Origin of the sequence: Arthrobacter sp. Bi83, assembly GCF_918698095.1 — a bacterium.
Classification (GTDB): Bacteria; Actinomycetota; Actinomycetes; order Actinomycetales; family Micrococcaceae; genus Arthrobacter.
On record NZ_CAKKLY010000014.1, the window covers coordinates 1 to 21,977 of the forward strand.

The window sequence follows — 21,977 nt, forward strand, 5'->3', positions numbered from 1 at the left end:
GCCGGCAAGGCGCTCCCGCAGGACGTCATCGACCGGTCCCTGAAGAACATCGTGTTCACCGTTGACCCGCTGGCCGGAGCCTTCAACAAGCTGCTGCAGGACGGCGTGGACGCCGGCACCACCAAACTGGCCGACCTCAACGGCATCTTCGACCTCACCACGCTGAACGGCGTCACCGGGCAAAAGACCTCCGCGGCCGGACTCGGCAAGGACTGACCCTCAGGCCAGACCGGCAGTTCCAGTTCAATACAATCCAGTTCAATACAAAGAGGAGATCCGGCGGGAACATTCCCGCCGGATCTCCTCGCTGTTTGTGCTGCACCAGGGGTGAACCAGTCCGCCTGCTGTTCTGAATTCTGCGCCTACAGCGCGCCCTGAAGTTCGTCGAGGACGTAGGACGCCTCGTGGGCCTTCAGCAGATAATGGAAGACAATCGCCGCGGGCGCCGCCTGACTGCCGGTGTATTCCGCCGCCGTCCACGGTCCCCCGGCCACAGCCCCCGCCCAGGCATGGGCCTCGTCCCAGTGGACACCGGCCGGACCGCGCTCGGAAACAAGACGCAGGGCCACCGAAAATCCCACCTCAGCAGGGCCGCCCGAAGCCTGCCGCTGGGCAAAGCCCACGATGTCCACTGACACACCCGGCGTGGTCAAGGACGGCCGGGGCGCCATGGCCGTGGCGGCGCCGTCCAGGCCGCCGGTACCGATGTCCTGACAGGTCAAGGCACACACCTGGTCGCGGAACACAGTCAGTTCCTCGCTGCACTGTGCGCGGATCCTGCGAGCCAAAGCGGTGATCATCGGGACTCCGTTCTTGTCTGTACTTGTGGACCAAACCAACCACTCGGACGGTTAGTCCACAATGCACAAGGACACGGACGGACTCAGGACGCAACACGGCTTAACGAACGGCAGTATGGCGTAAAGAAACGCAGGGCGCAGGCCACCGGCGCAGGCAGCCGGCGGCCGGGATCTAGAGGCGCATTCGTGCCACGAAGCGGAACCTGTCGCCCCGGAAAACCGACCGGGTCCACTCAACAGGACTGCCCTCCGGGTTGAAGCCGAGCCGGTGCACCAGCAGCATCGGGGCCCCCATTTCGACATCCAGCAGCCGGACCTCATCGGGGCCGGCGAGCTTGGTCTCCACCGTGTCCTCCACTTCAATGATGCGGATTCCGTAGTCCTCGCTTAAGGCGGAATACAGCGATCCCCGGGTCTCCACGTTGTGCGCAAGGTCCGGCAGCGCTCCGGCGAGGAAGGCTGTTTCGTGGGCGAGCGGTTCGCCGTTGACCAGCCTGATGCGCTCGACGCGATGGACATCGGTCCCGGGATCCACTCCCAGTCTCCGGGCGGTGACGGGATCGGCGGCCACCGTGCTCATATCCAGGATTTTGGCCGACGCCGTGAGCCCCTGACTCGCCGCGTCGTCGGAAAACGAGGTGAGCTGGCGGACATGCGTGACTTTCGGCGGCGCGACAAAGGTGCCCCGCCCCTGTGTTCGGTCGAGGCGGCCCTCGGCCACGAGTTCCCCGATCGCCTGGCGGACCGTGGTGCGGGACGTCGAGTACTGCTCGGCCAACGCCCGCTCCGTGGGAATCAAGGTGCCCGGGGCTGCGTCCTCGATGAGCGCGAGGATCTGCTCCTTGAGCACGTAGTACTTGGGCAGCGCAGCGGCGTGGGTCTCCATGACTGCGATATTACCTATTGACAGGAAAATTGGTCTACGCCAAAATGGAGAAAATTGGTTTATACCAATTCAGGCACTCGCTTAATGAGAACCCAAACCCCTCCCCTAGGCAGACAAGGACCCAAAGATGTCGTTCCTGCAAGACCTTCGCCAGACGCCCCGTCTGGGCCTCCTGGTCGGCGGCACCGCCGCCACCATCGGGATCATTTACGGCTACGATCTTTCAAATATCGCCGGCGCCCTGCTCTTCATCACCAAGGAATTCCAGCTCTCCACGAGCCAGCAGGAACTGGTGACCACCGCCGTCGTCGTCGGTGAAGTCCTCGGCGCTGTACTGGGCGGCTGGCTCGCCAACCTCTTTGGCCGCAAGGCGTGCATGGTGGGAGTCGCCGGCGCCTATGCCGCCTTCGCCATCCTGAGCGCATTGTCTGCGGACGTCCCCATGCTGCTCATTGCCCGGCTCCTGCTGGGCCTGACGATCGGCATTTCCGTGGTGGTGGTGCCCGTGTTCGTGGCCGAATCCGCGCCCCCGAAGGTCCGGGGCGCCCTGCTCGTCGCCTACCAGGTGGCCACCGTCATCGGCATCATCGTCGGATACCTGGCGGCCTATGCCTTGTCCGCCACCGAAAACTGGCGCCTGATGCTGGGCCTGGCGGCCGTCCCTGCGGCAGCGGTCCTCGCCGTCACGCTCCGGCTCCCTGACACCGCCCGCTGGTACATGATGCGCGGACGCACCGAGGATGCCCGCCGCACACTGTCCTCCATCGAACCGCACACCGACGTGGACGCCGAACTGGCCGACATGCAGCGCGCCATCGGCGACGAACGCGGCGGAGGCCTGCGGGAAATGCTGCGCTCCCCGTACCTCAAGGCCACAGTCTTCGTGGTCGGGCTGGGCTTCTTCATCCAGATCACCGGCATCAACGCCGTGGTCTACTACAGCCCGCGGATCTTCGAAGCGATGGGCTTCACGGGCAACGCCGCCCTGCTTTTGCTCCCTGCCCTGGTCCAGGCCGCCTCGCTGGTTGCCGTCTTCGTGTCGCTGTCCCTGGTGGACAAGGTGGGGCGGCGGCCCATTCTCCTCGGCGGCATCGCGATGATGATCGTCGCCAACATCATTCTCGTTGCCGTCTTCATGGCGGGCCGCGACTTCGGCGGAGCCCTGACCGTCATCGGATTCCTGGGCGTCCTCCTGTTCACCGTCGGCTTTACGTTCGGATTCGGCGCGCTGGTCTGGGTCTACGCCGGGGAATCGTTCCCGGCACGCCTGCGGTCCCTGGGCGCCAGCGCCATGCTGACCTCCGACCTCGTGGCCAACGTCATCGTCGCAGCGTTCTTCCTCACGATGCTGCAGCGCCTGGGCGGAGCCGGGACCTTCGCCGTGTTCGGCGCCCTCGCCGTCGCCGGGTTCATCTTCGTGCACCGCCTCGCACCGGAAACCAAGGGCCGAAACCTCGAAGAAATCCGGCACTACTGGGAAAACGGCGCCCGCTGGCCGGAGCAGACCGGCAGCAAGCCGGCGGCCAAGTAATGCCCCGCGTCCTCGGCCTGGATATCGGGGGCTCTAAGACCCACGCCATCCTGGCGGGCAACGCTGTCAATGACAACGCCGACGACGGCGGGCAGGCTGTCGTCGAGTGCACCGGCGGCAGCGCGAACATCACCTCAGTCGGAGAGCCGGCGGCTTCCGCCGCACTGGACGGCCTCGCCCGCCGGCTCGGCGCCGGAAACCCTGACGGCCACGGAATCCACACCGTCTGCGCCGGCGCTGCCGGGGCAGACACTCCCGAGAGCCGGGACCGGCTCGCGGCCATGCTCTCGCGAAGGTTCCCGGAAGCCCGGATCCAGGTGGTCCACGACACCCGCATCATCCTCGCAGCGGAAAGCCTGGACGCCGGCACGGTCCTGATCTCCGGCACCGGTTCCGCCGCCTGGGCACAGAGCGCGGACGGCCGCGAAGCCAGGGCGGGCGGCTGGGGGTACCTGCTGGGCGACGAAGGAAGCGGCTACGCCGTCACCCGCAGCGCCGTTCGCAACGTACTCACTGAACACGACGCGGGCAAGCCTCCCGGGCCGCTGTCGGTGCGCATCCTGAAACGGACCGGCGCCGCCGAACCCCTGGCGCTGCTGGACCTCTTCTACCGCAACCCGGAACGCCGGTATTGGGCCGGCCTTGCCGGCACAGTGTTCGACGTGGCTGCCATGGGGGACGTGGCCGCCAACGCCATCGCCGAGGACGCCGCCCGGCAACTGGCAGCCTTGGCCGTCGCCGTCAACGAGCGGCTGGGCGGCCTTCCGGGATCCGATGGTCACGGGTCCGGCGCTCCCGGATCAGCAGGTCCACCCGTCCTCCTGGCCGGCGGGATGCTGGTCAACCAGCCGCTCCTGGCCGGCCGTGTCCGGGCGTTTCTGGAAGGACGCGGGCTGACCGACGTCAGGGTCCTGGACCGCGCCCCCGCCTGGGGCGCCGTGAAGCTGGCCCAGGAACTGGCCAACTCCACCGGCGCCGGCATGCCCCACCGTTCGAACCATTCCATCCACTCTCCGGCCTAAAACCATCGCTTCACCATCCATTCGATCAACAGGAGATCCCATGACACCGCCGAACATCACTTTGCCCGCAGCCGGTTCCACCCTTCAGGCGCCGGGGGCGCTGATGGCAGCTGAAATCCTCGAGCAGCCCGACGCCCTCACCCGCCAGCTCGACGTCAGCCGCGCCGACATCCGGCGTCTTGCCGCCACACTTCGCGCCTCAGACGTCCGTTACGTCCTGCTGGCCGCCCGGGGCACGAGCGATCACGCGGCCCTGTACGCGAAGTACCTCATCGAAACGGTGCTGGGGCTGCCCGCCGGGCTGGCCTCGCCGTCGAGCCTCACCGTGTACGGCGCTGAACCGAAGATGAACGGCGTCCTCTGGCTGGCGGTCAGCCAGTCGGGCGGGTCCCCCGACCTGGTGGACTCCACCGCCGCCGCGGCGCGCGGCGGCGCCGTCACCGTGGCCGTGACCAACGCGCCGTCGTCGCCACTGGCGGGTGCCGCCCAGCACCATGTGGACATTCTGGCAGGGCCGGAACGTGCCGTGGCCGCCACCAAGAGCTACACGTCCCAGCTGCTGGCGCTCTGGCTGCTCATCGATGCCTGGGCCGGCGGGGAAGGGGCCGACGCGTCGGTCCTGCCCGGCCACGCCGCCGACGTCCTCGCCGGACCGGAGATACTTGAGGTGGCAGACCGCTACCGGTTCGTCAATCACATCATCACCACGGGGCGCGGTTTCTCCTATCCCACGGCACGAGAGGCGGCGTTGAAACTCATGGAGACGTCCTACCTGGCAGCCCATGCCTTCTCCGGAGCGGACCTCCTGCACGGGCCGTTCGCGATGATTGACGAGGACCGCCCCGTCATCGCCATCGCTTCGCCCGGCGCCGGCGGCCGTGCCCTGCAGCCGGTGCTGGAACGGCTGGCTGAGCGCGGGGCAGACGTCTGCGTTGTCGGCGACCCCGCCGCAGCCCGGCCACTGAACCATCTGGTGCCCCTGCCGGCGGTGCACGAGCAGCTTGCTCCAATCCTTGAAATCCTGCCATTGCAGCGCCTGGCCCACGCCATGGCCGCTGCCCGCCACCGCGACCCCGACGCACCCCGGGGGCTGCGTAAAATCACGGAAACCTGGTGAGTACCACGCTCATTTCCGCAGCCCGTGTCATCGCACCCGGCGCGGTCCTCGAGCCTGGCTGGGTGGAAACCCGGTCCGGCCAGATCAGCGCGGTAGGTGCCGGGTCCCCTCCCCGCGAACCCGACGCAAGCTTTCCGGAAGGGACTGTGGCACCGGGCTTCATTGACGCCCACATTCACGGCGGCGGCGGCTTCAGCTTCAACGATCCGGACCCCGCCGCAGCAGCCGTCAAGATCGCCGCAGTACACCTGGAGCACGGCACCACCACGCTGATGGCAAGTCTCGTCACTGCGCCTTTGGCAGAGCTTAAGACGGCTGTTGCCGCCCTGGCGGGCCTGGTGGAGGATGGCGTGCTGGCCGGAATCCACCTCGAAGGACCCTGGCTCAGCCCCTCCCACCGCGGCGCGCACACCAAAGACCTGCTGCAGTTGCCGGACCCGGCCAGCATCGACCGGCTGATGCTGGCCGGCCGGGGCACGGTACGGATGGTAACGGTGGCACCCGAGCTTGAAGGGGGTCTGGCGGCGATCCGGCAGATCACCGGCCACGGCGCAGTCGCAGCAATCGGCCACACCGGTGCCGGCTATGACCTTGCCCGCCAGGCGATCGCCGCAGGGGCCACAGTGGGGACCCATGTGTTCAACGCCATGCGGCCCTTGCACCACCGTGAACCCGGGCCCGCACTGGCACTGCTGGAAGACCCGAACGTCTTTGCAGAGGTGATTGCGGACGGCGTGCACCTGCACCCGTCGCTGGTCCGCTTCATCTCGGGAAGCCCTGCCCGGGCAGTCTTCGTCACCGATGCGATGGCGGCGGCCTGTGCTTCTGAGGGGACGTACCAGCTTGGCGGGCTTGAAGTCCATGTCGCCAACGGCGAGGCGCGGCTGGCCAGCAACGGCGCCATCGCCGGCAGCGTGCTGACGCTGGACGCCGCCATCCGGCACGCGGTAAACCATGCCGGCCTCCCGCTCGCCGACGCGGTCCGCGCGGCAACCCAGAATCCGGCGGACATGCTGGGGCTCTCCGACGTCGGCCGTCTTGAACCGGGCAGGCGCGCGGACCTGGTGGTGCTCGATGAGGGCCTCAAGGTTGCCGCGACCATGAAGTCCGGCACCTGGTGCCGGCCCGCCGCTCCCGTCAGGCGCCGCCGTTCCGGACGTGCTGGATGAGCGCGTCGAGGATCGGCACCTGGCCTTTTACCAGCTTGGTGCGGGCGTCGGGCTCTGTGGCCCATTTGGCGTCGTCGATCTCCGGGAAGCTGCGGACTGTGCCGGATCCCTTCGGCCATTCCAGCGAAAAGGTGTTGCTCACGATTTCCCCGGGCGCGAAGTCGGACTCGGCTGTAAAGACGGTGACGACCTTGCCCGAGGGTTGCCGGAAGGAGCCCAGCTGGATGTAATCGGCGGAGGGTGGAGGCGCGCCCATCTCCTCGGCGAACTCACGCTTCGCCGCCACCATCGGGTCCTCGTCCTCGAGGTACTCGCCCTTGGGAATTGACCAGGCGTGCGCATCCTTATGGGCCCAGAACGGGCCGCCCATGTGGGCTATCCAGAACTCTAATTCGGATCTGACCGTCCGCCGGTACAGCAGAATGCCTGCGCTCCAGACCGTCATTGGCTAACCGCGGTCAGTCGTTCTCAGCTCCCTGGTTCAGGACCTGGAAGTCCGGGCCGAGGTTCACTTCGACTTCCGAACCGCTGTTCAGCTGGATCTCCACTTCATAGGCAGAGCCGGGGTCGCGGCCGCCCTCCACGTCGGTAACCGTGCCCGGCCCCACCTTGGCCAGGGCGGCCTGGATCGCCTTGTCGCGGTCGGTCTGGCTCAGCGGGCTCTGGGTGCCTCCGGTCGTGGCCTTGTCATCGTCGAAGGGGTTCCCGGCCGCCGCTGCAACCGTTGCTCCTCCAAGGGCTGCTGCAGCCAGCGCCCCGCCGACAATCCACGCTGTTCTTTTGCGCATGGCAAGGACTCCTCTCACGCTTTTTTCCAGTGTGCGCCCGATCCACGGCATGCACAACGACGGCTTTGTTGCTCAACGGCTGTAGACGCCGGTGATCGTCGCCGAACCGAGCAGGTGTTTCGCCAACTCAGTTCCCAGGCTCGCCGGCCGCGCACCCGCCCGGGTGTCGAGGTCCTCCACACCCAGCGCATAGACCGTGACAATGTAACGGTGCGGGCCGTGCCCGGGCGGCGGCGCGGCACCAAGGTAGCCCCGGAATCCGGCGTCATTCTTCAACTGCACCACGCCGTCCGGAAGCTGCTGTCCGCCCTCGGCCCCTGCCCCCTCCCGCAGCGAGGTGACGTCCGCCGGAAGGTTAAGAACGGCCCAGTGCCAGAACCCGCCGGCACCCGGTGCGTCCGGATCGAACACGGTAACGGCGTAGCTTCTGGTCCCTTCGGGCGCCCCGCTCCAGCTCAGCTGCGGCGATTCATCCTGCCCGCCGGCGTGCATCCTGCCGCTGCGTTGGGCGGGCGGCAGTGTTTCACCGTTCCGGAATGATTCGCTGCTGAGCCCGAACGACGGTACGTCCGGCAGGTCTGAAAATGGACCGGAGGATGTCATGGCTGCCTTTCAGATGGTGGGAACTTCTGCTTCCTCTGCTGCTTCTTCGATGCGGTTGAGTTCCGCCCTGGTGGGCGGGTTGGCGCCGGCACGGGACACCGTTACGGCGGCGGCGCGGCTCGCGTGGGCCAGGAGCGCAGCGAGGCCCTCGGCCGGCAAAGCCCGCAGGTCCGCCCGGTTCTGGGCGCCGTCCAGTCCGCGGTCCACCACCCCGGAGAGCAGCGCCGCCATGAAGGAGTCACCTGCCCCGACGGTGTCCGCCACTTCCACCTTGGGCGCAGCGAACTCAGTTTCACCTGCCGCCGTGATGCCCCACGGTCCGGCCGCACCGCGCGTCACCACCACCATGGCCGGCCCTTCCGAGCCGCCCAGCGACAGCCAGCGGCGGGCGGAATCAAGCACGTCCGCACCAGGGTACAGCCACGCGAGATCCTCGTCGGACGCCTTGACGATGTCTGAGAGGGTCACGAATTTCTCCGCCTGGCGGCGGGCGTAGTCTGCGTCGGTGATGATGCTGGGCCGGCAGTTGGGGTCGAAGCTGATGGTCGCCGCCGGGTGGGAATGTTCGACGGCGGCCAGTACGTCAGCGGCGCCCGGCGCCAGCATGGTGGCAATGGAGCCGGTGTGCAGCAGGGTGGTGCCCTGCAGCATGAAGGGCAGGCGCTCCGCGAGGCCGGGAAGCTCCCAGGCGAGGTCGAACGTGTAGGTGGCCGCGCCGTCGTCGTCCACTAAGGCGGTGGCCACGCTGGTGGGCAGGGAATCCGGGGTCTGCGGGAGCATGACGGAGCTGGCCTTCAGGTGCGCAGCGACGGATTCGCCGTAGGCGTCGCGGCCGTAGCGGCCGACGAACTGCACGGGATGGCCCAGGCGGGCGAGCCCCACGGCGACGTTGAGCGGGCTGCCGCCCACGTGGGCTTCGATTCCGGAGGTGCGCTGGACCACGTCAACGAGGCCCTCGCCTATAACTGTGAGCATGGTCATACTCTGCCAGAGAACGCCGCCCGGCGCTCTGTCCGTCCGGGCACAAACAGCGCGGCGGACTGTTGGGCCCGCCGCGCTGTTGCGGTCACTGGCTGTCTAGGACTTCTTCTTTCCCGGCAGCGCGAGTTTGAAGACCTTGGCCCACGAGGAACCCACCTGCTTGAGCAGCGGTCCCGTGGTGTACGGCAGGCCGTAGCGCTTGCAGATTTCCTGCACCTTCGGGGCAACCTCGCCGTACCGGTTGGACGGCAGGTCCGGGAAAAGGTGGTGCTCGATCTGGTGGGACAGGTTTCCGGTCATGAGGTGCATGAACTTGGAGCCGGAGATGTTGGCCGAGCCGATCATCTGCCGGACGTACCAGTCGCCGCGGGTCTCGCCTTCCACCATTTCCTCGGTGAACGTGTCCGCCCCTTCGGGGAAGTGGCCGCAGAAGATCACCGCATGGGCCCAAACATTGCGGACGGCATTGGCGGTCAGCGTGCCGTACAGCGCCTGCTTGCCCGAGCCGGTCAGCATGGCGACGGCCGGAGTGGCGGCGTAGTCCTTGGTGAACTGTGTGACTACCTTGCGGCCCAGGGCCTTGAGGTCACGCTGCATGGCCTCCTTGGTCTTCTTGCCCTCCTGGTAGTCCACCAGCTCGAGGTCGTAGATGGCGATTCCCCATTCGAAGATGGGAGCCAGGATGGCGTTGTACAGGGGGTTGCCGAGGTTGTGCGGCTTCCACGGCTGGTCGGCGTCCATGCGCAGGAGGTTGTATCCGACGTCGTTGTCCCTGCCCACCACGTTGGTCCAGCGGTGGTGGAGGTCGTTGTGGGTGTGCTGCCACGAACGGGCCGGGGTCACGAAGTCCCACTCCCAGGTGGTGGAGTGGATGTCGGGATCGCGCATCCAGTCCCACTGTCCGTGCAGGATGTTGTGGCCGATCTCCATATTTTCCAGGATCTTGGCGACGCTCAACAGCGTGGTGCCAGTGATCCAGGCGGCCTTGTTGCGGCCCATCAGGAGGGCTGCCCGGCCGGAGATTTCCAGGCCCCGCTGGACCTTGATAACGCGCCGGATGTAGGCGGCGTCGGACGCACCGCGCTTGGCGAGGACCTCATCCTTGATGGCGTCCAGCTCGCGGCCGAGCTCGGCCACCTGCTCGTCGGTAAGGTGAGCGGCCGCGGGCGGTCGCACGAGCGGGCTCCCCGACGTGGCCAGGGCTCCGGGACGGGGTTTGGCCGTCGGCCCGTTGATCGACGTCGATTCTGCGGCTGTGCGGTCAGATATTGCTGTCATGCTTTGTTGCTCCTCAGATCTCGAGGTTAACGGGCCCGGCGGCTGCCGAGACACACGTCTGGATTAGTTGGCCCGGCTCACCATGGACCTCGCCGGTGCGAAGGTCGCGGACGTGGCCGGCGCGCAGCGGCGTGAGGCAGCTGTGGCAGATGCCCATGCGGCAGCCGCTGGGCATGAGGACGCCGGCGTCTTCGCCCACATCCAGCAGCGGGGTGTTCCCGTCCGCCTCCACTTCGCGGTCGGAGGCTTCAAAGGTGACCAGTCCGCCGTCGTGCCCGGCCCCGCCCAGCAGGCTGGTGTTGAAGCGTTCGATGATCAGGTTGATAGGGTCTGCCGCAAACGGTCCCGGCGCCGCCTCCACGTGGGCGGCCGCTTCGGCGGACCACAGCGCCTCGGCGTCGTCCAGGAAGCCCTCGGGGCCGCACGCATAGGCGGCGCGCTGGCGCCAGTCCGGGCAGAGGTCCTCCAGCTGGGCGGGGGATCCGAAGTCCATGCGGCCGCGTTCGCCGGTGTACCAGTGGGTGACGCGGAAGTTGGGGAACTGGTCCGCGAGTTCGGAGAGCTCCTCATGGAAGATGCTGTCCTGCGGGGTCCGGGCCGAGTGGATAAGCACGACGTCGGCATCCGGGCGGTGCGGCACCAAGGTGCGGATCATGGACATGACGGGGGTGATACCGCTCCCCGCGGTGAGCATCAGCAGCGGCCGCGGGTGCTCCGGCAGGACAAAGTCGCCCTGCGGCGGCGCCAGGAACAGCACATCTCCGGGACGCGTGGTCCGGACCAGGACGCCGGACACCGCGCCCACGTCACTCACGGTGATGGCAGGGTCCTGCCCGGCGGGAGCGCTGAGCGAGTAGGAGCGCCAGTGGCGCACGCCGTCGAGTTCCACGCCGATCCGGGCCCACTGGCCGGCCTTATGGGCCTTCCAGCCGCGCCCGGGACGGAAGTGGATGGTGGCAGAGTCCGCCGTTTCCGGCACAACTTTGGTGACGACGCCGCGCAGCTGGCGGGCCGAAAAGACTGGATTAAAAAGCGCGAGAATATCCTCCGGCGCCAACGGGGTGGTCAAAACAGACGCGGCGCGCGCCAATTTACGGAGCCGAATCATGCTGTCCACCACCTGTTGGATTCACCCATTTGTATCTCCTAGTGAAACCGGTGATCGTAATATACAAAACTACCTCAACCCCCGCTATAAGAGTCCCGCAAGCCGGTGCCACTAGCAACCGGGCCGCCGGAACGTGAAAATTTACCCATCAGACATAAATAGTAAGTGTACTTACCGCGCGACGCTCAAGGCCCAGCAGAACCTATTGGCAGGGCTGGTACGCCGCCTCCAGAGTGCTGCTTTGCGATCTACCCCCTGGCTCTGCAACGAACAGACATCGGCGGAGTTCCCGCTCTCTGTCGGATGACCCTCTGCGCGTCATGGCGAAGCCCGGCCGCCGGGATGCGTTGCGCATCAGGTACCGGGGGCCGGGCTTCTGCCTGGACGTGCGTTGAGTCAGTCCTTTTGGACGGTCCGCGTCCGGACTGTCCGTGTCCGGACCAGGGCCGTCGCGCCCGCACCCAGCCCGAGTGCTCCCGCTGTGATGCCAAGGATGCCGAAGGTGTTGTCCGGAGCGGGCGTGACCGGCGCGGTTGCGGATGCGGCGGTGGTGTCGACGACGGCCTCTGCCGGGGCATGCTCGTCGGCTGCCGCGGTGGTGACGAAGGAGGGAACGGGATGGTTGGGTTCGGCCTGGCCGGGAGTTTCGGCCTCGTTCCAGTTGACGACGGTCCCGTCGGAGTACGCCTGTGCTACCGGCAGCGACACGGTGGTGCCCGCAGAGGGGAGCCGGCCAACGGAGATGGAGAAGGTCTGGTATTCGTGCTGCCCGAGCTGATGGGCGGCGTCCGCGGTCCAGGTGACAGTGGAGGCGGCCTTGGTGATCGTGGCCCCTTCCACGGTGACGGGTGCGGGGAGCTTCGCTTCGGCAACTTTGGCCGACCAGCCGTCCAGGGGCTTGACCGAAACCGACGTGAAGGGCGTGCCCGTGGGGAGGGTGACGGTGAGTTTGGTGGTCTTGGCCGTCTCGGATTCGTTGGGAACCTTGAAGGTCAGCTGGGAGAATCCGCCGGCGGAGGTGGACTCCGGATCGACGTGGACGTGGGCGGAGGCGGCACCGACGCCCAAGGCCATGAGGCCGGCTGCGGCGGCGAGGACGGTGACGGTTTTCAGGGCGCGCGGGGTTGCGGTGTTCATGACAAAGCCTTTCGGGGGTGCTGCCGCTCTCGGACGGAGGACAGCGCGGTGATGGGTGAAGGGAGTCTGCGTCCCGTGCACCCAGCCCCCGTTTTCGAAAGGTCAGGGCAGAGCGCACGGGGCGGCCGCGGGCGGCCCCCGGAGGCTGTTGGTCCGCAGGTTCCGCCAAGGCGCGGGCACGAAGGGCCGGCCTGCGGCCAGGGTCCGTTGGCGGACGGGAATGACCACCGAGGGTTGGGGCAGCTGCACGAGGGGGCGGAGCCAGGCCAGGAGTAACCAGAGTGCCACCTCGCCCCGGCGCAGCAGCCAGGCGGTCACCAGCAGTGCGAAGACGTGGCAGGCGAGCATGGGCGGCGAGTCGGAACCAATGCCGAGGTGAAGCGGCATGGAAGCCGGCCCGGCGGCAGGGCACCCCATGACCATGGCCTGTCCGTGATGTGACATTTGGCCAGCGAGCGACGGCAGGCAAACCGCCGGGGCTGAAAAGGAGGTGAAGGCGTCGTGGAGCAGCAGTTGCCCGGCTCCCAGCACGCCCAGCAGGGTCAGGAAAGAAAGCTCCCGCGCCGCAAGCCACGCCACAGGTATCAGCAGGAGCGCGGCCAGAACGGCAACGGTCCCGGGAGCGGGAAGCGCGCCGCCGCCGAGGACATGCCCCGCGGCGGCCACGGACATCGTCGCGGCCGTGATGAGGACCGCACGGAAGAGGCGCAGTGAATGACGTAGTTCCATCCGCGTCTCCTCCCCTGGGTCCACAACGGTATGACAAGGCTGACGGTAGGCAGGTCAGCGTGGAAAAACCTTGGACGGCTGATGGCCATTCGTTCCGGTGACCGCCCCGGATTGGTGGTTCGCAAAACTTGTGCGGGCCGTACACTGGGGCGGAAATACTCCCTGATGACAGAGGATGGTGCGCCATGGGTTTCCAGCATTGGAGGAAGCGGGTGCGCGTCCCTGTTGGCGGCCTCGTCCTTGCGGCGCTGGTGGCGCTCCTGTCGTTGGCCCCGCTGACGCCGGCTGCCGCGCACGATGTGATCGAGGCGGCGGAGCCCGCTGACGGATCCGTTGTTGCGGCGGTCCCGGCGGCGGTCCGGCTGACGCTCAACAATCCGCCGATCGCGCTGGGTTCAGAGATCCTGGTCAAGGACGAAAGCGGGACGAGCCAATCCGACGGCCCGGTGGTCATCGTGGACAACCACGTCGACCAGGCGGTGAAGCCCGGCGCGCCGGCTGGCCGGTACACGGTCGTGTGGCGTGTGGTGTCCTCGGATTCACATCCGATCGAGGGACGTTTCAGTTTCACGGCAGGACGCACGAACAGCACCGCGCAGCCCGGAACCGCGGAACTGTCCTCACCCTCCGCCGCTGCCCGGAAACCCGGCGAGGCAACAGGCTTTCCGTGGATCCCGGCCGCGGGGGGAACGGTGCTCGCCGCCGGGCTGCTCGTCACAGGCTTGTACGTGCGTCGTCGCCTGACCGGCAACGACACCGCTGAAGAGCCGTAGGCCCCCGGAGCGGTGCAGCGTCATGATTGCCGTCCGGCGCGGCCCCTGAAACGGGTCTGGCAGTAGAATTTGTGCCACCGCTGCTGTGACCGTTGATCTTCCGGAAAGGACCGCCGATGATGCCCCGTGCCTCGTTCCGGCTTTTCCGCACCGGGCTGATCGGGTCAATCGTCCTAGGTTTCGCGGCCGGTGGGCACCTGGGCGGCGGGGGCCTGCTTCCGCAACCGGCCATCCTGGCGGCTTTGTGTGCCGTGACCATGGTCCCGGTGGCTGCGCTGACCCGATTCCGGCTGTCGTTTCCGGTACTGACCGGCCTCCTCGGCGCCGGACAGCTCTGGCTTCACTGGGCCTTCAACACCCTGTCCGCCGCGTCGCCCCCGGCCGGGGTTCCACAGGCTCTTCTTGCCGGCCACGCCGCGCACCCGGGGACATCCCTGGTCCACGAGACGTTGATGGCCACGCCGATCCATTCGTCCGCGCCCGACGGCTTCATGTTTGCCGTCCACACTGTGGCGACGCTGGGCGCCGCGCTTCTCCTGGCCCGCGGCGAACAGGCCCTCGGGATCCTGGCCTCCTGGCTGCGCCCGTTGCTGCGGCCGCCCGAACCTGCCGCCATCGTTCCGGCCAGGATTCCCGGGCCCTGCACGGTGACCGCCATCCTTCGCCCGGCTCGCCTTGGGCTGCGGCTGCCCACCCGGCGGGGTCCTCCCGTGTTCGCGCCCGCCGCCTAGAGCCAGCCCCTTTCATCCACGGACAGGGGCCGACGGCGGCGCTTCGCCGCTGTCCCGGGCCGCCGCACCGGCCGCCCGTTCCTGATCCGTTTTTACTTGTGAAAGGCACTCCCGCCATGAAGACCTCCGTTCGCCGTACCCTCAAGACTGCTGCCGCCACCACCATGGCCGCAGGACTCCTGGCCGCCGGCGCCGCCGCCGCCACAGCGCACGTCACCGTCGATCCGTCCGCGACCGCCGAGGGCGGATTCACCAAGCTGACCTTCAGCGTCCCGAACGAGTCCCCCACCGCCAAGACCAACCGGCTCGAGGTCAAGCTCCCCACAGATACGCCGCTGACCTCGGTGTCGGTCAAGCCCATGGACGGCTGGAAGGCCCAGGTCATCACCGCCAGCCTGCCCAAACCGGTGAAGGTGGACGGGGCCACCATAACCAAGGCACCCTCAAGCGTCGTCTGGACTGCCGACACTGCACACCAGATCGGGCAGAACGAATTCCAGACCTTCACCCTTTCCGTGGGCAGGCTTCCCGGCGCCGGAACCACCGTGACCTTGCCTGCCGTGCAGGGCTACACCGACGGGACCACCGTCAACTGGTCCGACAAGGCAGAGGCCGCACACGATCACACCGCGACGGCCTCCTCAACGCCGGCGACAGAGGAGCAAGAGTCCCACCCGGCGCCGTCCTTTGTCACGACAGCAGGCGAAACGGCTGAGACGGCACATTCAGCCACCGAGGCCTCGTCAACGACTCCTGCCGCGGCAACATCGTCCAACGGCGGCGACGTCGCCGGCTGGGTCGGACTCGCCGCCGGACTGATCGGCCTCGCCGCCGGCGGGACCGCCCTGGCCCGCACGCGGACTGCCAGGACCAGCTGACCCGCTGACCCGCGCCGGCACTGCCCGCCGGCAATCGCTTCAACGAAACCGCCGCTGGCCTCGCCGGCGGCGGTTTCGCTTCCAGAAAGCGGTTCACCGCTGCACCTAAAGTCCGAGCAGCTCCTGCACGAGTTCCCGGCATTTCCGGTAGGACGAGGCCTTCGGGTCGATCAGCGCGAAGTGGTCGCCCGGGACTTTCACCACCTGGACCGGTGCCCCCGCGGCTCGGGCCGCCGCGGCATAGGCTTCGGACTGGCTCATCGGAACGGTGTCGTCGTCAAGGCCATGGACCGCGTAGACCGGCACGTCCAGCGGAACCGCGCTCATGGGGTCCGCATATTTGTGGCGCTTGGGATACTTTCCGGCCGAGCCGCCCATCAGGTTGGTCACAGCCCCGTTGCTGAGATCAAGCCAGTCGGCCTGGGCGAGGTTGAGCAGCCCGGACTGGCTGACCACTCCCGTCAGATGCACGGCCTCGCCATTGAGGTTCCGCAGGACCTGCCGGTCAGCGTCCGGGGTGCCAAGTCCTGCCAGCCGGTCCCGGCCGGCGGCCCAGACGGCGAGGTGGCCGCCGGCGGAGTGCCCCAGCGCCACCACGCGGCCAAGGTCAAGTCCGTGCTCGTCCGCGATTCCGCGGAGTTTGTCGATCCCCGCCAGCACGTCCTCGAAGGTGTGGGGCCAGCCGCCGCCGTTGCCTGCCCGGCGGTATTCCAGGTTCCAGGCCGCCATCCCGTGGGCCGCAAGGTCCTTGGCCAGTGGCTCGCCCAGCTCGGCACCGTACTGCGAGCGCCAGTAGCCGCCATGGATGACCACCACCACGCCGCGGAATGCCGGACGCCTGGGGTTCCGGGACGAGGACGGCGGCGGCGTTTCCGGCAGGAAGAGCTCGCCCCATTGGCTGGGGTGGTCACCGTACTGGTACTTCTGCCGCTTCACTGCATCCTCCTTGGGTCCCGGTGGGCAGGAGGCGACCAGCGCCTCCGGCGTCACCACTGCCGCGGTGCCCGGCAGTCCATGGGAAAGCGGGGTCCGACGGCGCACATCAGCCATGTGCCGAGCCTACAGTGACGCCGCTCCCGGCGCGCGGAAGGGTGAGCCGCCCGGCCGTCCGCGCGTTGAAGACCGCCGACAACCTGACCGACGACGGCAGCAGCGGGTGGTGTCACACCTGCGACTGTCGCACGCCCTTGATAGTTTGGGAGCATGGCAAGCAACTGGGATCGCCTGGACGTCAGTCAGCGCGACTCCGTGCAGGAAAACGTGGAACTCTATGAGCGCGTCCGGCCTGCCCTGAAGCTTGTCACCCGCGAGGTCCTGCTGACTCTCCGGACCATGCTTAAGGACACCGAGGTCACGCCGCTGTTCGTCACCGGCCGCACCAAGACCGTGGAGTCCTTCCGGGAAAAAATCTCGCGGACTGAGGAGTCCCTGGAGCCGGATGGCCCGAGGGTGCTGAAGTTCCCCGATCCGTTCCGCACGCTCAATGACATGGTGGGCGTCCGCGTCATCACCAAGCTGCCCACGGAAAACGCCGTGGTGGCCAACCTCATCAAACGGCAGCGCCAGCTGTTCGACTGCCGCGGCGACCGCGAGAAGGACATCGGCTCCATTGAGTCCGGGACCTACGGCTACTCCAGCCGCCACCTGATCCTGCGGACCATCCAGAACGAGGCCGTCAAGGAGTACCAGCACGTCTTAAACTCCGAAGCACAGCCCAACGGCAGCTACTTCTTCGAATGCCAGATCCGCACGGTGTTTGCGCACGCGTGGAGCGAGATCGAGCATGACATCCGCTTCAAGGCCGAGGACCCCCGGGCATGGACTCCGCATTTCGACCGCCAGTTCACGGCCACGGCCGCCATGCTGGAAACCGTCGAGAGCGCCTTCGCGGACCTGCATGAACGCTACGAGGAGGTCCGCGGCTACTGGGATCTGGAGGGTGAGGGCGCGGCGCAGCTCACGCCCAACCGCATCCGCGACGTCTGGCGTACGCTGCTGCCGCACGTAGACCGAAAAGTGGATGACGACTGGGGCTGGGCCGCCGAACTCATGGCAGCCCACGGCCTGAACCAGACGGTCCAGCTCGCCGGCCTCCTCAGCGCCAACCGCATCACTGAGGTCCGCAAGGCCCTGGACCACCGCTACTCCCCCGGCCCGGACCGGCTGCTGGATGACCTCCTCCTCTGGCAGTACGGCACCAAACACATTGACCTCACTGCAGAGGCGCCCGACGCCGTTCCACACCCGCGGCGCGACAGCCTCCTGCGGCGGCTGAAACAGATCGAGCGCTACCGCCAGACCAAGAAGTAGGGACCCATGAAACCCGAACAGCTCCAGTCCGTCCGGGCAACACTCCGCTCCCCGCGCCGCCTCAAAACCGAGGCGCTGGCAGGCCTCGTGGTGGCCCTCGCCCTGATCCCTGAGGCCATCGCCTTCTCGGTGATCGCCGGGGTGGATCCCCGGATCGGCCTGTTCGCCTCCTTCACCATGGCCGTGACCATCTCCTTCGTGGGCGGCCGGCCCGCCATGATCTCGGCAGCCACGGGTGCCGTGGCCCTGGTGATCGCCCCGCTGATGCGAAGCCACGGGCTGGACTACCTGATTTCCGCAGTGATCCTGGCCGGCGTGTTCCAGATCCTGCTGGCTGCCCTCGGCGTCACACGGCTCATGCGCTTCATCCCCCGCTCCGTGATGGTGGGGTTCGTCAACGCGCTGGCCATCCTCGTATTCATGGCCCAGCTGCCTGAACTCATCGGTGTCCCGTGGCTCGTTTATCCGCTGGTGGCAGCGGGGCTTCTGATCGTCGTCGGCCTTCCCCGAATCACGACGGCGGTGCCGTCGCCGCTGGTGGCGATCGTGCTGCTCACCGTCGTCACCGTCCTTACCGGCATCGAAGTCCCCGCCGTCCAGGACAAGGGGCAGCTGCCGGAAAGCCTCCCCTCGGTATTCATCCCCAACGTTCCCCTGACCTGGGAGACGCTCCAGGTGGTCGCGCCCTTTGCACTGTCCATGGCGCTCGTGGGACTGCTGGAATCACTCATGACAGCCAAGTTCGTGGATGACATCACGGACACTCGCTCCAACAAGACCCGTGAATCCTGGGGGCAGGGCGTGGCTAACATCCTCACCGGTTTCCTGGGCGGCATGGGCGGCTGTGCCGTGATCGGCCAGACCATGATCAACGTGAAGAGCTCCGGTGCGCGGAGCCGGATCTCCACCTTCCTGGCCGGCGTCTTCCTGCTGGTGCTGGTGGTGGTGTTGGGCGACGTCGTGGGGCTGATCCCCATGGCCGCCCTGGTGGCCGTCATGATTTTCGTTTCGGCTATCACCTTCGACTGGCACTCGGTGGCTCCGAAGACCCTGAAGCGCATGCCGAGGTCCGAGACCGCTGTCATGGTGATTACCGTGGCCACCGTGGTGGCGACGCACAACCTGGCGATCGGCGTCGGCGTCGGGGTGCTCGCGGCGATGGCCATGTTCGCCCGGCGCGTGGCCCACTTCGCCACCGTTGAACGGACCGAGGTGGAGCTGAACGGCAGGACCGTGGCCACGTACACCGTAGACGGCGAACTGTTCTTCGCCTCCTCCAACGACCTCTACACGCAGTTCGACTACGCCCAGGACGCCGAGCCGCGCATCTCCGGAGTGGTCATCGACCTGCACGCCTCGCACCTCTGGGACGCCTCCACCGTCGCCGTACTGGACGCGGTGACGGAGAAGTACCGGCGCCACGGCCGGGAGGTTGAGCTGATCGGCCTGAACTCTGCCAGCATCCAGATGCGCGAAAGGCTGGCCGGTAAACTCAACGCCGGGCACTAATGCATACAGCCCAAAAATCCCGCACATAACAGCGTGTCGTTACCTTAATGTGACTTTCGGCGTTCGCTCGCGTACCGTTGAAACCGTGCCTTCCTCACCGAGGAGGGCGCTCCCGCGCTGATTGCCTAACTCTGCCGCAGCCCGGGATCCTCTCGAAGACCATGTCCGGCAGAGACGGGGAAACCAATTTTCGGCCTGTTTCTACGGGCCTTGGGGTGAAGCCGCACAGTTCCTGATTCCGTTCAGGCGCGCGGCCGGGTGTCTCCCATCCGAATCCGACAGCTCACCTCGCAGGCATCGGGAGAGGCTCCTTCATGTCGTCACGCACTACCCCTGCCCGCCGCACAGCGGCCAGCCGTTCAAACCGCTTCGCTTCCGTCTCCCGCGCTGTCACGGCCAACGCCGGAGGACTGGGACGCCAGGCCGCCGTCATCCTCGCAGCATCGGGACTTGCCTTCACCGGCAGCATGGCAGCGAACGCCGCCAGCGCCCCGGCCCAGAAGAACGCGGCCCCGGCCGCGGCCCCCGAAGCCGTCAGCCACGTACAAGCGCCGCTGAGCGCGGACGCCAGCGTCAAGATCGACTTCGAGCGCCCCGCCGTGAAGTCCACCCCGGCACCCGTGGTGGAAGCGCCCGTGGTTGAAGCACCGGCCCCCGCAACCCCCGCTGCTGCCCCGGCACCTGCTGCCGCTCCGATTGCTGCACCTGTTGCCGCTCCGGCACCGAAAATCGCGCCGGCTCCGAAGATCACCGTCCAGGCCGCCCCGGCCCCCGCAAAGGCTCCTGCTCACGCAGCAGCAGCCGGCAGCGTGAACGCCTCGATGGTCTCGGCGGCCTACGCACAGCTGGGGATCACCCAGGACTGCACCGCGATGGTGGAGAAGGCCCTGGGCGCTTCCGGCATTCCGGTGGGCGACCTCGCTCCGATGCAGTTCATGAACTACGGATCCGTCGTCTCCACCCCCCAGCCCGGAGACATGGTTGTGCAGTCCGGCCACGTGGGAATCTTCGTCGGCGGAGGCAAGGTCCTCAGCGGCGGCATGAACGGTGTCAACGAGACCGTGGTGCACCCGCTGTCCTGGCTGACAGCCACGGGTCCGGTCACCTTCGTGCGAGCCCACGCCTAACAGCCCGCATTCGCTGTGCGCATCACCGCGCACTCCAGCCGCGCGCTGCAACGAGCCGCGCGCTGCAACGAGCCGCGCGCTGGAACGAGCCGCGCGCTGGAACGAGCCGCGCGCTGGAACGAGCCGCGCGCTGGAACGAGCCGGTGTTCCGCTGCCTTGGGGGCAGCGGTGCACCGGCTCTTTCGTGCTCGGCGGGCCCGCCCCACTTAGCCCTGCACGCTGCGGTTGCGCCCCCGGGACTTTGCCTCGTACAGCGCGGCATCGGCGGCCGCGATCGGCTGGTCCAGGCTTGCCGTTCCGGCTTCGATCAGCGCGATGCCGTAACTGACCGTGGGCATCCTGGGCACATCGGGCAGGGCGCCGTCGGCGAGCCGACGGCTGATCTCCGCCGTGATGGTCTCGGCGCGGTAGGGGCTTGCCCCCGGTACCACCAGGATGAACTCCTCGCCGCCATACCTGCCCACGATGTCAGTTGAGCGGACGGTCGCGCGGCAGGCGTCGGCGAAGGCCCGAAGCGCCAGATCGCCGGCCGCGTGGCCGTAGGTGTCATTGATGGATTTGAAGTGATCAAGGTCCGCCAGGATCAGCGATCCAAAGCTCTCGGTCAGCGGGCTGCGGCGCAACTGCTTGGCTGCTCTGTCCAGGAACGCAGAACGGTTGAGAAGGCCCGTGAGGCCGTCCTGGGTGGCGACGGTTCGCAGCGCCCGCGTCTGCTGTTCGGTACTGAGCCCGGCCATGCTGAACGAAACCACCGCCAGGAGCACCATGGTGACAAGCGTGGTTATGGCGGACCCGAAGTAGGCGACAAACGTTGGGCTGTTCGGGCCCTCGGCGATAAACACGACCAGCCGGCCCAGGTAGAACGCCGACACGCCCGCAGCCACGATGGCCATGGGTATACGGACCCTTGAATAGCCCGGCTCCAAGCGCCACAGTTCGCGTGCCGTGAGGCCGATCATCAGGGACATCGACGCCAGGAAAACGGCGCCGCCGGACCAGATGTTCGAACCGGGGTGATCAACAGCGGAAGCTATTCCCGCGGAGACGGGCACGGCGGTGAGGAGCCAGAAGTTGTATCCCGGCGTTCGCAGCGAACGCGCGCCTGCCCAGGCACTGGACGCACCGGCAACGAGCAGGATATTCCCCAACGTATTGGCCCACCACTGCTGGGGCGTGCCGTTGAGGAGAAAGCAGGCGGAACCCGAGAGAAACAGCAGCAAGGCGAGGCACCACCACCCGCTGTACGGGGAGCGCGTACTGCGGAAAGCCGAGAAGTAAAACAAGAGACCCAGGGCCAGAGCCATCACGGCAAAGGCAACCCGCAGTGTTGCCGTGTCGAGCACCATGCCGCATCTCCCCCGAATCCCCATTCGTTGCTGACCCAGTATCGCACCGCTGAAGGCTCAACTATCAGGACGCTTACCAAAATTTTTGTAAGCGCCGACACATTTGTCTGACATCTGTTCACGAATTTCCCCGACGCGCAATTCAGTGTCAGCA

22 protein-coding genes, 1 pseudogene and 1 riboswitch are annotated in these 21,977 nt (G+C 67.2%); of the genes and pseudogenes, 11 read left to right on the forward strand and 12 right to left on the reverse strand.

The window, feature by feature from the left end; all coding sequences use genetic code 11:
• Positions 1 to 216: pseudogene (locus LQ144_RS08665) on the forward strand (sulfonate ABC transporter substrate-binding protein); the annotation flags it as partial.
• A gap of 146 nt (positions 217 to 362) precedes the next feature.
• Here LQ144_RS08665 and LQ144_RS08670 read toward each other — a convergent pair.
• Positions 363 to 800: a hypothetical protein gene (locus LQ144_RS08670; RefSeq protein ID WP_230118157.1), complete on the reverse strand. Its 438-nt coding sequence runs from the start codon at positions 798 to 800 to the stop codon at positions 363 to 365.
• A gap of 172 nt (positions 801 to 972) precedes the next feature.
• Positions 973 to 1,686, reverse strand: coding sequence for a GntR family transcriptional regulator (locus LQ144_RS08675; RefSeq protein ID WP_230118158.1), 714 nt, complete (start codon positions 1,684 to 1,686; stop codon positions 973 to 975).
• Positions 1,687 to 1,813: 127 nt separating this feature from the next.
• Between LQ144_RS08675 and LQ144_RS08680 the strand changes: the two genes are divergently transcribed.
• The 4 genes from LQ144_RS08680 to nagA are packed head-to-tail and all read left to right on the forward strand — an operon-like array spanning position 1,814 to position 6,525.
• Positions 1,814 to 3,217 carry a sugar porter family MFS transporter gene (locus LQ144_RS08680; RefSeq protein ID WP_230118159.1) on the forward strand — a complete coding sequence of 468 codons (1,404 nt, stop codon included), beginning with the start codon at positions 1,814 to 1,816 and terminating at the stop codon, positions 3,215 to 3,217.
• On the forward strand, positions 3,217 to 4,239 hold the full coding sequence (locus LQ144_RS08685) for a BadF/BadG/BcrA/BcrD ATPase family protein (RefSeq protein ID WP_230118160.1): 1,023 nt from the start codon (positions 3,217 to 3,219) through the stop codon (positions 4,237 to 4,239). The genes LQ144_RS08680 and LQ144_RS08685 overlap by 1 nt, the downstream gene beginning before the upstream one ends.
• A 40-nt stretch (positions 4,240 to 4,279) precedes the next feature.
• Positions 4,280 to 5,356, forward strand: coding sequence for an SIS domain-containing protein (locus LQ144_RS08690; RefSeq protein WP_230118161.1), 1,077 nt, complete (start codon positions 4,280 to 4,282; stop codon positions 5,354 to 5,356).
• Positions 5,353 to 6,525, forward strand: a complete 1,173-nt coding sequence (gene nagA, locus LQ144_RS08695) for an N-acetylglucosamine-6-phosphate deacetylase (protein WP_230118162.1) — start codon at positions 5,353 to 5,355, stop codon at positions 6,523 to 6,525. The genes LQ144_RS08690 and nagA overlap by 4 nt, the downstream gene beginning before the upstream one ends.
• Here the strand turns inward: nagA and LQ144_RS08700 are convergent.
• From LQ144_RS08700 to LQ144_RS08735, 8 genes are all read right to left on the reverse strand, one after another.
• Positions 6,494 to 6,970 carry an NUDIX domain-containing protein gene (locus LQ144_RS08700; RefSeq protein ID WP_230118163.1) on the reverse strand — a complete coding sequence of 159 codons (477 nt, stop codon included), beginning with the start codon at positions 6,968 to 6,970 and terminating at the stop codon, positions 6,494 to 6,496. The genes nagA and LQ144_RS08700 overlap by 32 nt on opposite strands.
• A 13-nt stretch (positions 6,971 to 6,983) precedes the next feature.
• On the reverse strand, positions 6,984 to 7,313 hold the full coding sequence (locus LQ144_RS08705; RefSeq protein ID WP_230118164.1) for a hypothetical protein: 330 nt from the start codon (positions 7,311 to 7,313) through the stop codon (positions 6,984 to 6,986).
• A 72-nt stretch (positions 7,314 to 7,385) separates the two neighbouring features.
• The gene (locus LQ144_RS08710) at positions 7,386 to 7,916 is read right to left on the reverse strand and encodes a YbhB/YbcL family Raf kinase inhibitor-like protein (RefSeq protein WP_230118165.1); all 531 of its coding nucleotides are present in this window, start codon (positions 7,914 to 7,916) and stop codon (positions 7,386 to 7,388) included.
• Between the two features lie 9 nt (positions 7,917 to 7,925).
• Complete coding sequence (locus LQ144_RS08715; RefSeq protein WP_230118166.1) at positions 7,926 to 8,891, reverse strand: carbohydrate kinase; 966 nt, start codon at positions 8,889 to 8,891, stop codon at positions 7,926 to 7,928.
• 102 nt (positions 8,892 to 8,993) lie between these two features.
• A complete protein-coding gene (locus LQ144_RS08720; protein ID WP_230118167.1) occupies positions 8,994 to 10,175 on the reverse strand; it encodes an acyl-CoA desaturase in 1,182 nt (393 codons plus the stop codon).
• A gap of 13 nt (positions 10,176 to 10,188) precedes the next feature.
• Positions 10,189 to 11,283 (reverse strand): ferredoxin reductase, encoded by a 1,095-nt coding sequence (locus LQ144_RS08725; protein WP_230118240.1) that lies wholly within the window; start codon positions 11,281 to 11,283, stop codon positions 10,189 to 10,191.
• 396 nt (positions 11,284 to 11,679) lie between these two features.
• Entirely contained in the window at positions 11,680 to 12,420 is a 741-nt protein-coding gene (locus LQ144_RS08730) for a YcnI family protein (protein WP_230118168.1), read from the reverse strand.
• A 102-nt stretch (positions 12,421 to 12,522) separates the two neighbouring features.
• A complete protein-coding gene (locus tag LQ144_RS08735; RefSeq protein WP_230118169.1) occupies positions 12,523 to 13,149 on the reverse strand; it encodes a hypothetical protein in 627 nt (208 codons plus the stop codon).
• A 185-nt stretch (positions 13,150 to 13,334) separates the two neighbouring features.
• On the opposite strand from LQ144_RS08735, the gene LQ144_RS08740 reads away from it, so the two are divergent.
• The 3 genes from LQ144_RS08740 to LQ144_RS08750 all read left to right on the forward strand — a co-directional run bounded on the left by LQ144_RS08740 (position 13,335) and on the right by LQ144_RS08750 (position 15,531).
• The gene (locus tag LQ144_RS08740) at positions 13,335 to 13,922 is read left to right on the forward strand and encodes a copper resistance CopC family protein (RefSeq protein ID WP_230118170.1); all 588 of its coding nucleotides are present in this window, start codon (positions 13,335 to 13,337) and stop codon (positions 13,920 to 13,922) included.
• 116 nt (positions 13,923 to 14,038) lie between these two features.
• The gene (locus tag LQ144_RS08745; RefSeq protein ID WP_230118171.1) at positions 14,039 to 14,653 is read left to right on the forward strand and encodes a hypothetical protein; all 615 of its coding nucleotides are present in this window, start codon (positions 14,039 to 14,041) and stop codon (positions 14,651 to 14,653) included.
• Positions 14,654 to 14,769: 116 nt separating this feature from the next.
• Positions 14,770 to 15,531: a YcnI family protein gene (locus LQ144_RS08750; protein ID WP_230118172.1), complete on the forward strand. Its 762-nt coding sequence runs from the start codon at positions 14,770 to 14,772 to the stop codon at positions 15,529 to 15,531.
• 105 nt (positions 15,532 to 15,636) lie between these two features.
• Here LQ144_RS08750 and LQ144_RS08755 read toward each other — a convergent pair whose 3' ends face one another.
• On the reverse strand, positions 15,637 to 16,467 hold the full coding sequence (locus tag LQ144_RS08755) for an alpha/beta hydrolase (protein WP_230118241.1): 831 nt from the start codon (positions 16,465 to 16,467) through the stop codon (positions 15,637 to 15,639).
• A gap of 267 nt (positions 16,468 to 16,734) precedes the next feature.
• Between LQ144_RS08755 and LQ144_RS08760 the strand changes: the two genes are divergently transcribed.
• From LQ144_RS08760 to LQ144_RS08770, 3 genes are all read left to right on the forward strand, one after another.
• The gene (locus tag LQ144_RS08760) at positions 16,735 to 17,841 is read left to right on the forward strand and encodes a (p)ppGpp synthetase (RefSeq protein ID WP_230118173.1); all 1,107 of its coding nucleotides are present in this window, start codon (positions 16,735 to 16,737) and stop codon (positions 17,839 to 17,841) included.
• Positions 17,842 to 17,847: 6 nt separating this feature from the next.
• On the forward strand, positions 17,848 to 19,350 hold the full coding sequence (locus tag LQ144_RS08765; RefSeq protein ID WP_230118174.1) for a SulP family inorganic anion transporter: 1,503 nt from the start codon (positions 17,848 to 17,850) through the stop codon (positions 19,348 to 19,350).
• Between the two features lie 147 nt (positions 19,351 to 19,497).
• A riboswitch (cyclic di-AMP (ydaO/yuaA leader) is annotated at positions 19,498 to 19,661 on the forward strand.
• 3 nt (positions 19,662 to 19,664) lie between these two features.
• On the forward strand, positions 19,665 to 20,477 hold the full coding sequence (locus tag LQ144_RS08770) for an NlpC/P60 family protein (RefSeq protein ID WP_230118175.1): 813 nt from the start codon (positions 19,665 to 19,667) through the stop codon (positions 20,475 to 20,477).
• A gap of 206 nt (positions 20,478 to 20,683) precedes the next feature.
• On the opposite strand, the gene LQ144_RS08775 is transcribed toward LQ144_RS08770, so the two are convergent.
• A complete protein-coding gene (locus LQ144_RS08775; protein ID WP_230118176.1) occupies positions 20,684 to 21,823 on the reverse strand; it encodes a GGDEF domain-containing protein in 1,140 nt (379 codons plus the stop codon).
• Positions 21,824 to 21,977: the final 154 nt, after the last annotated feature.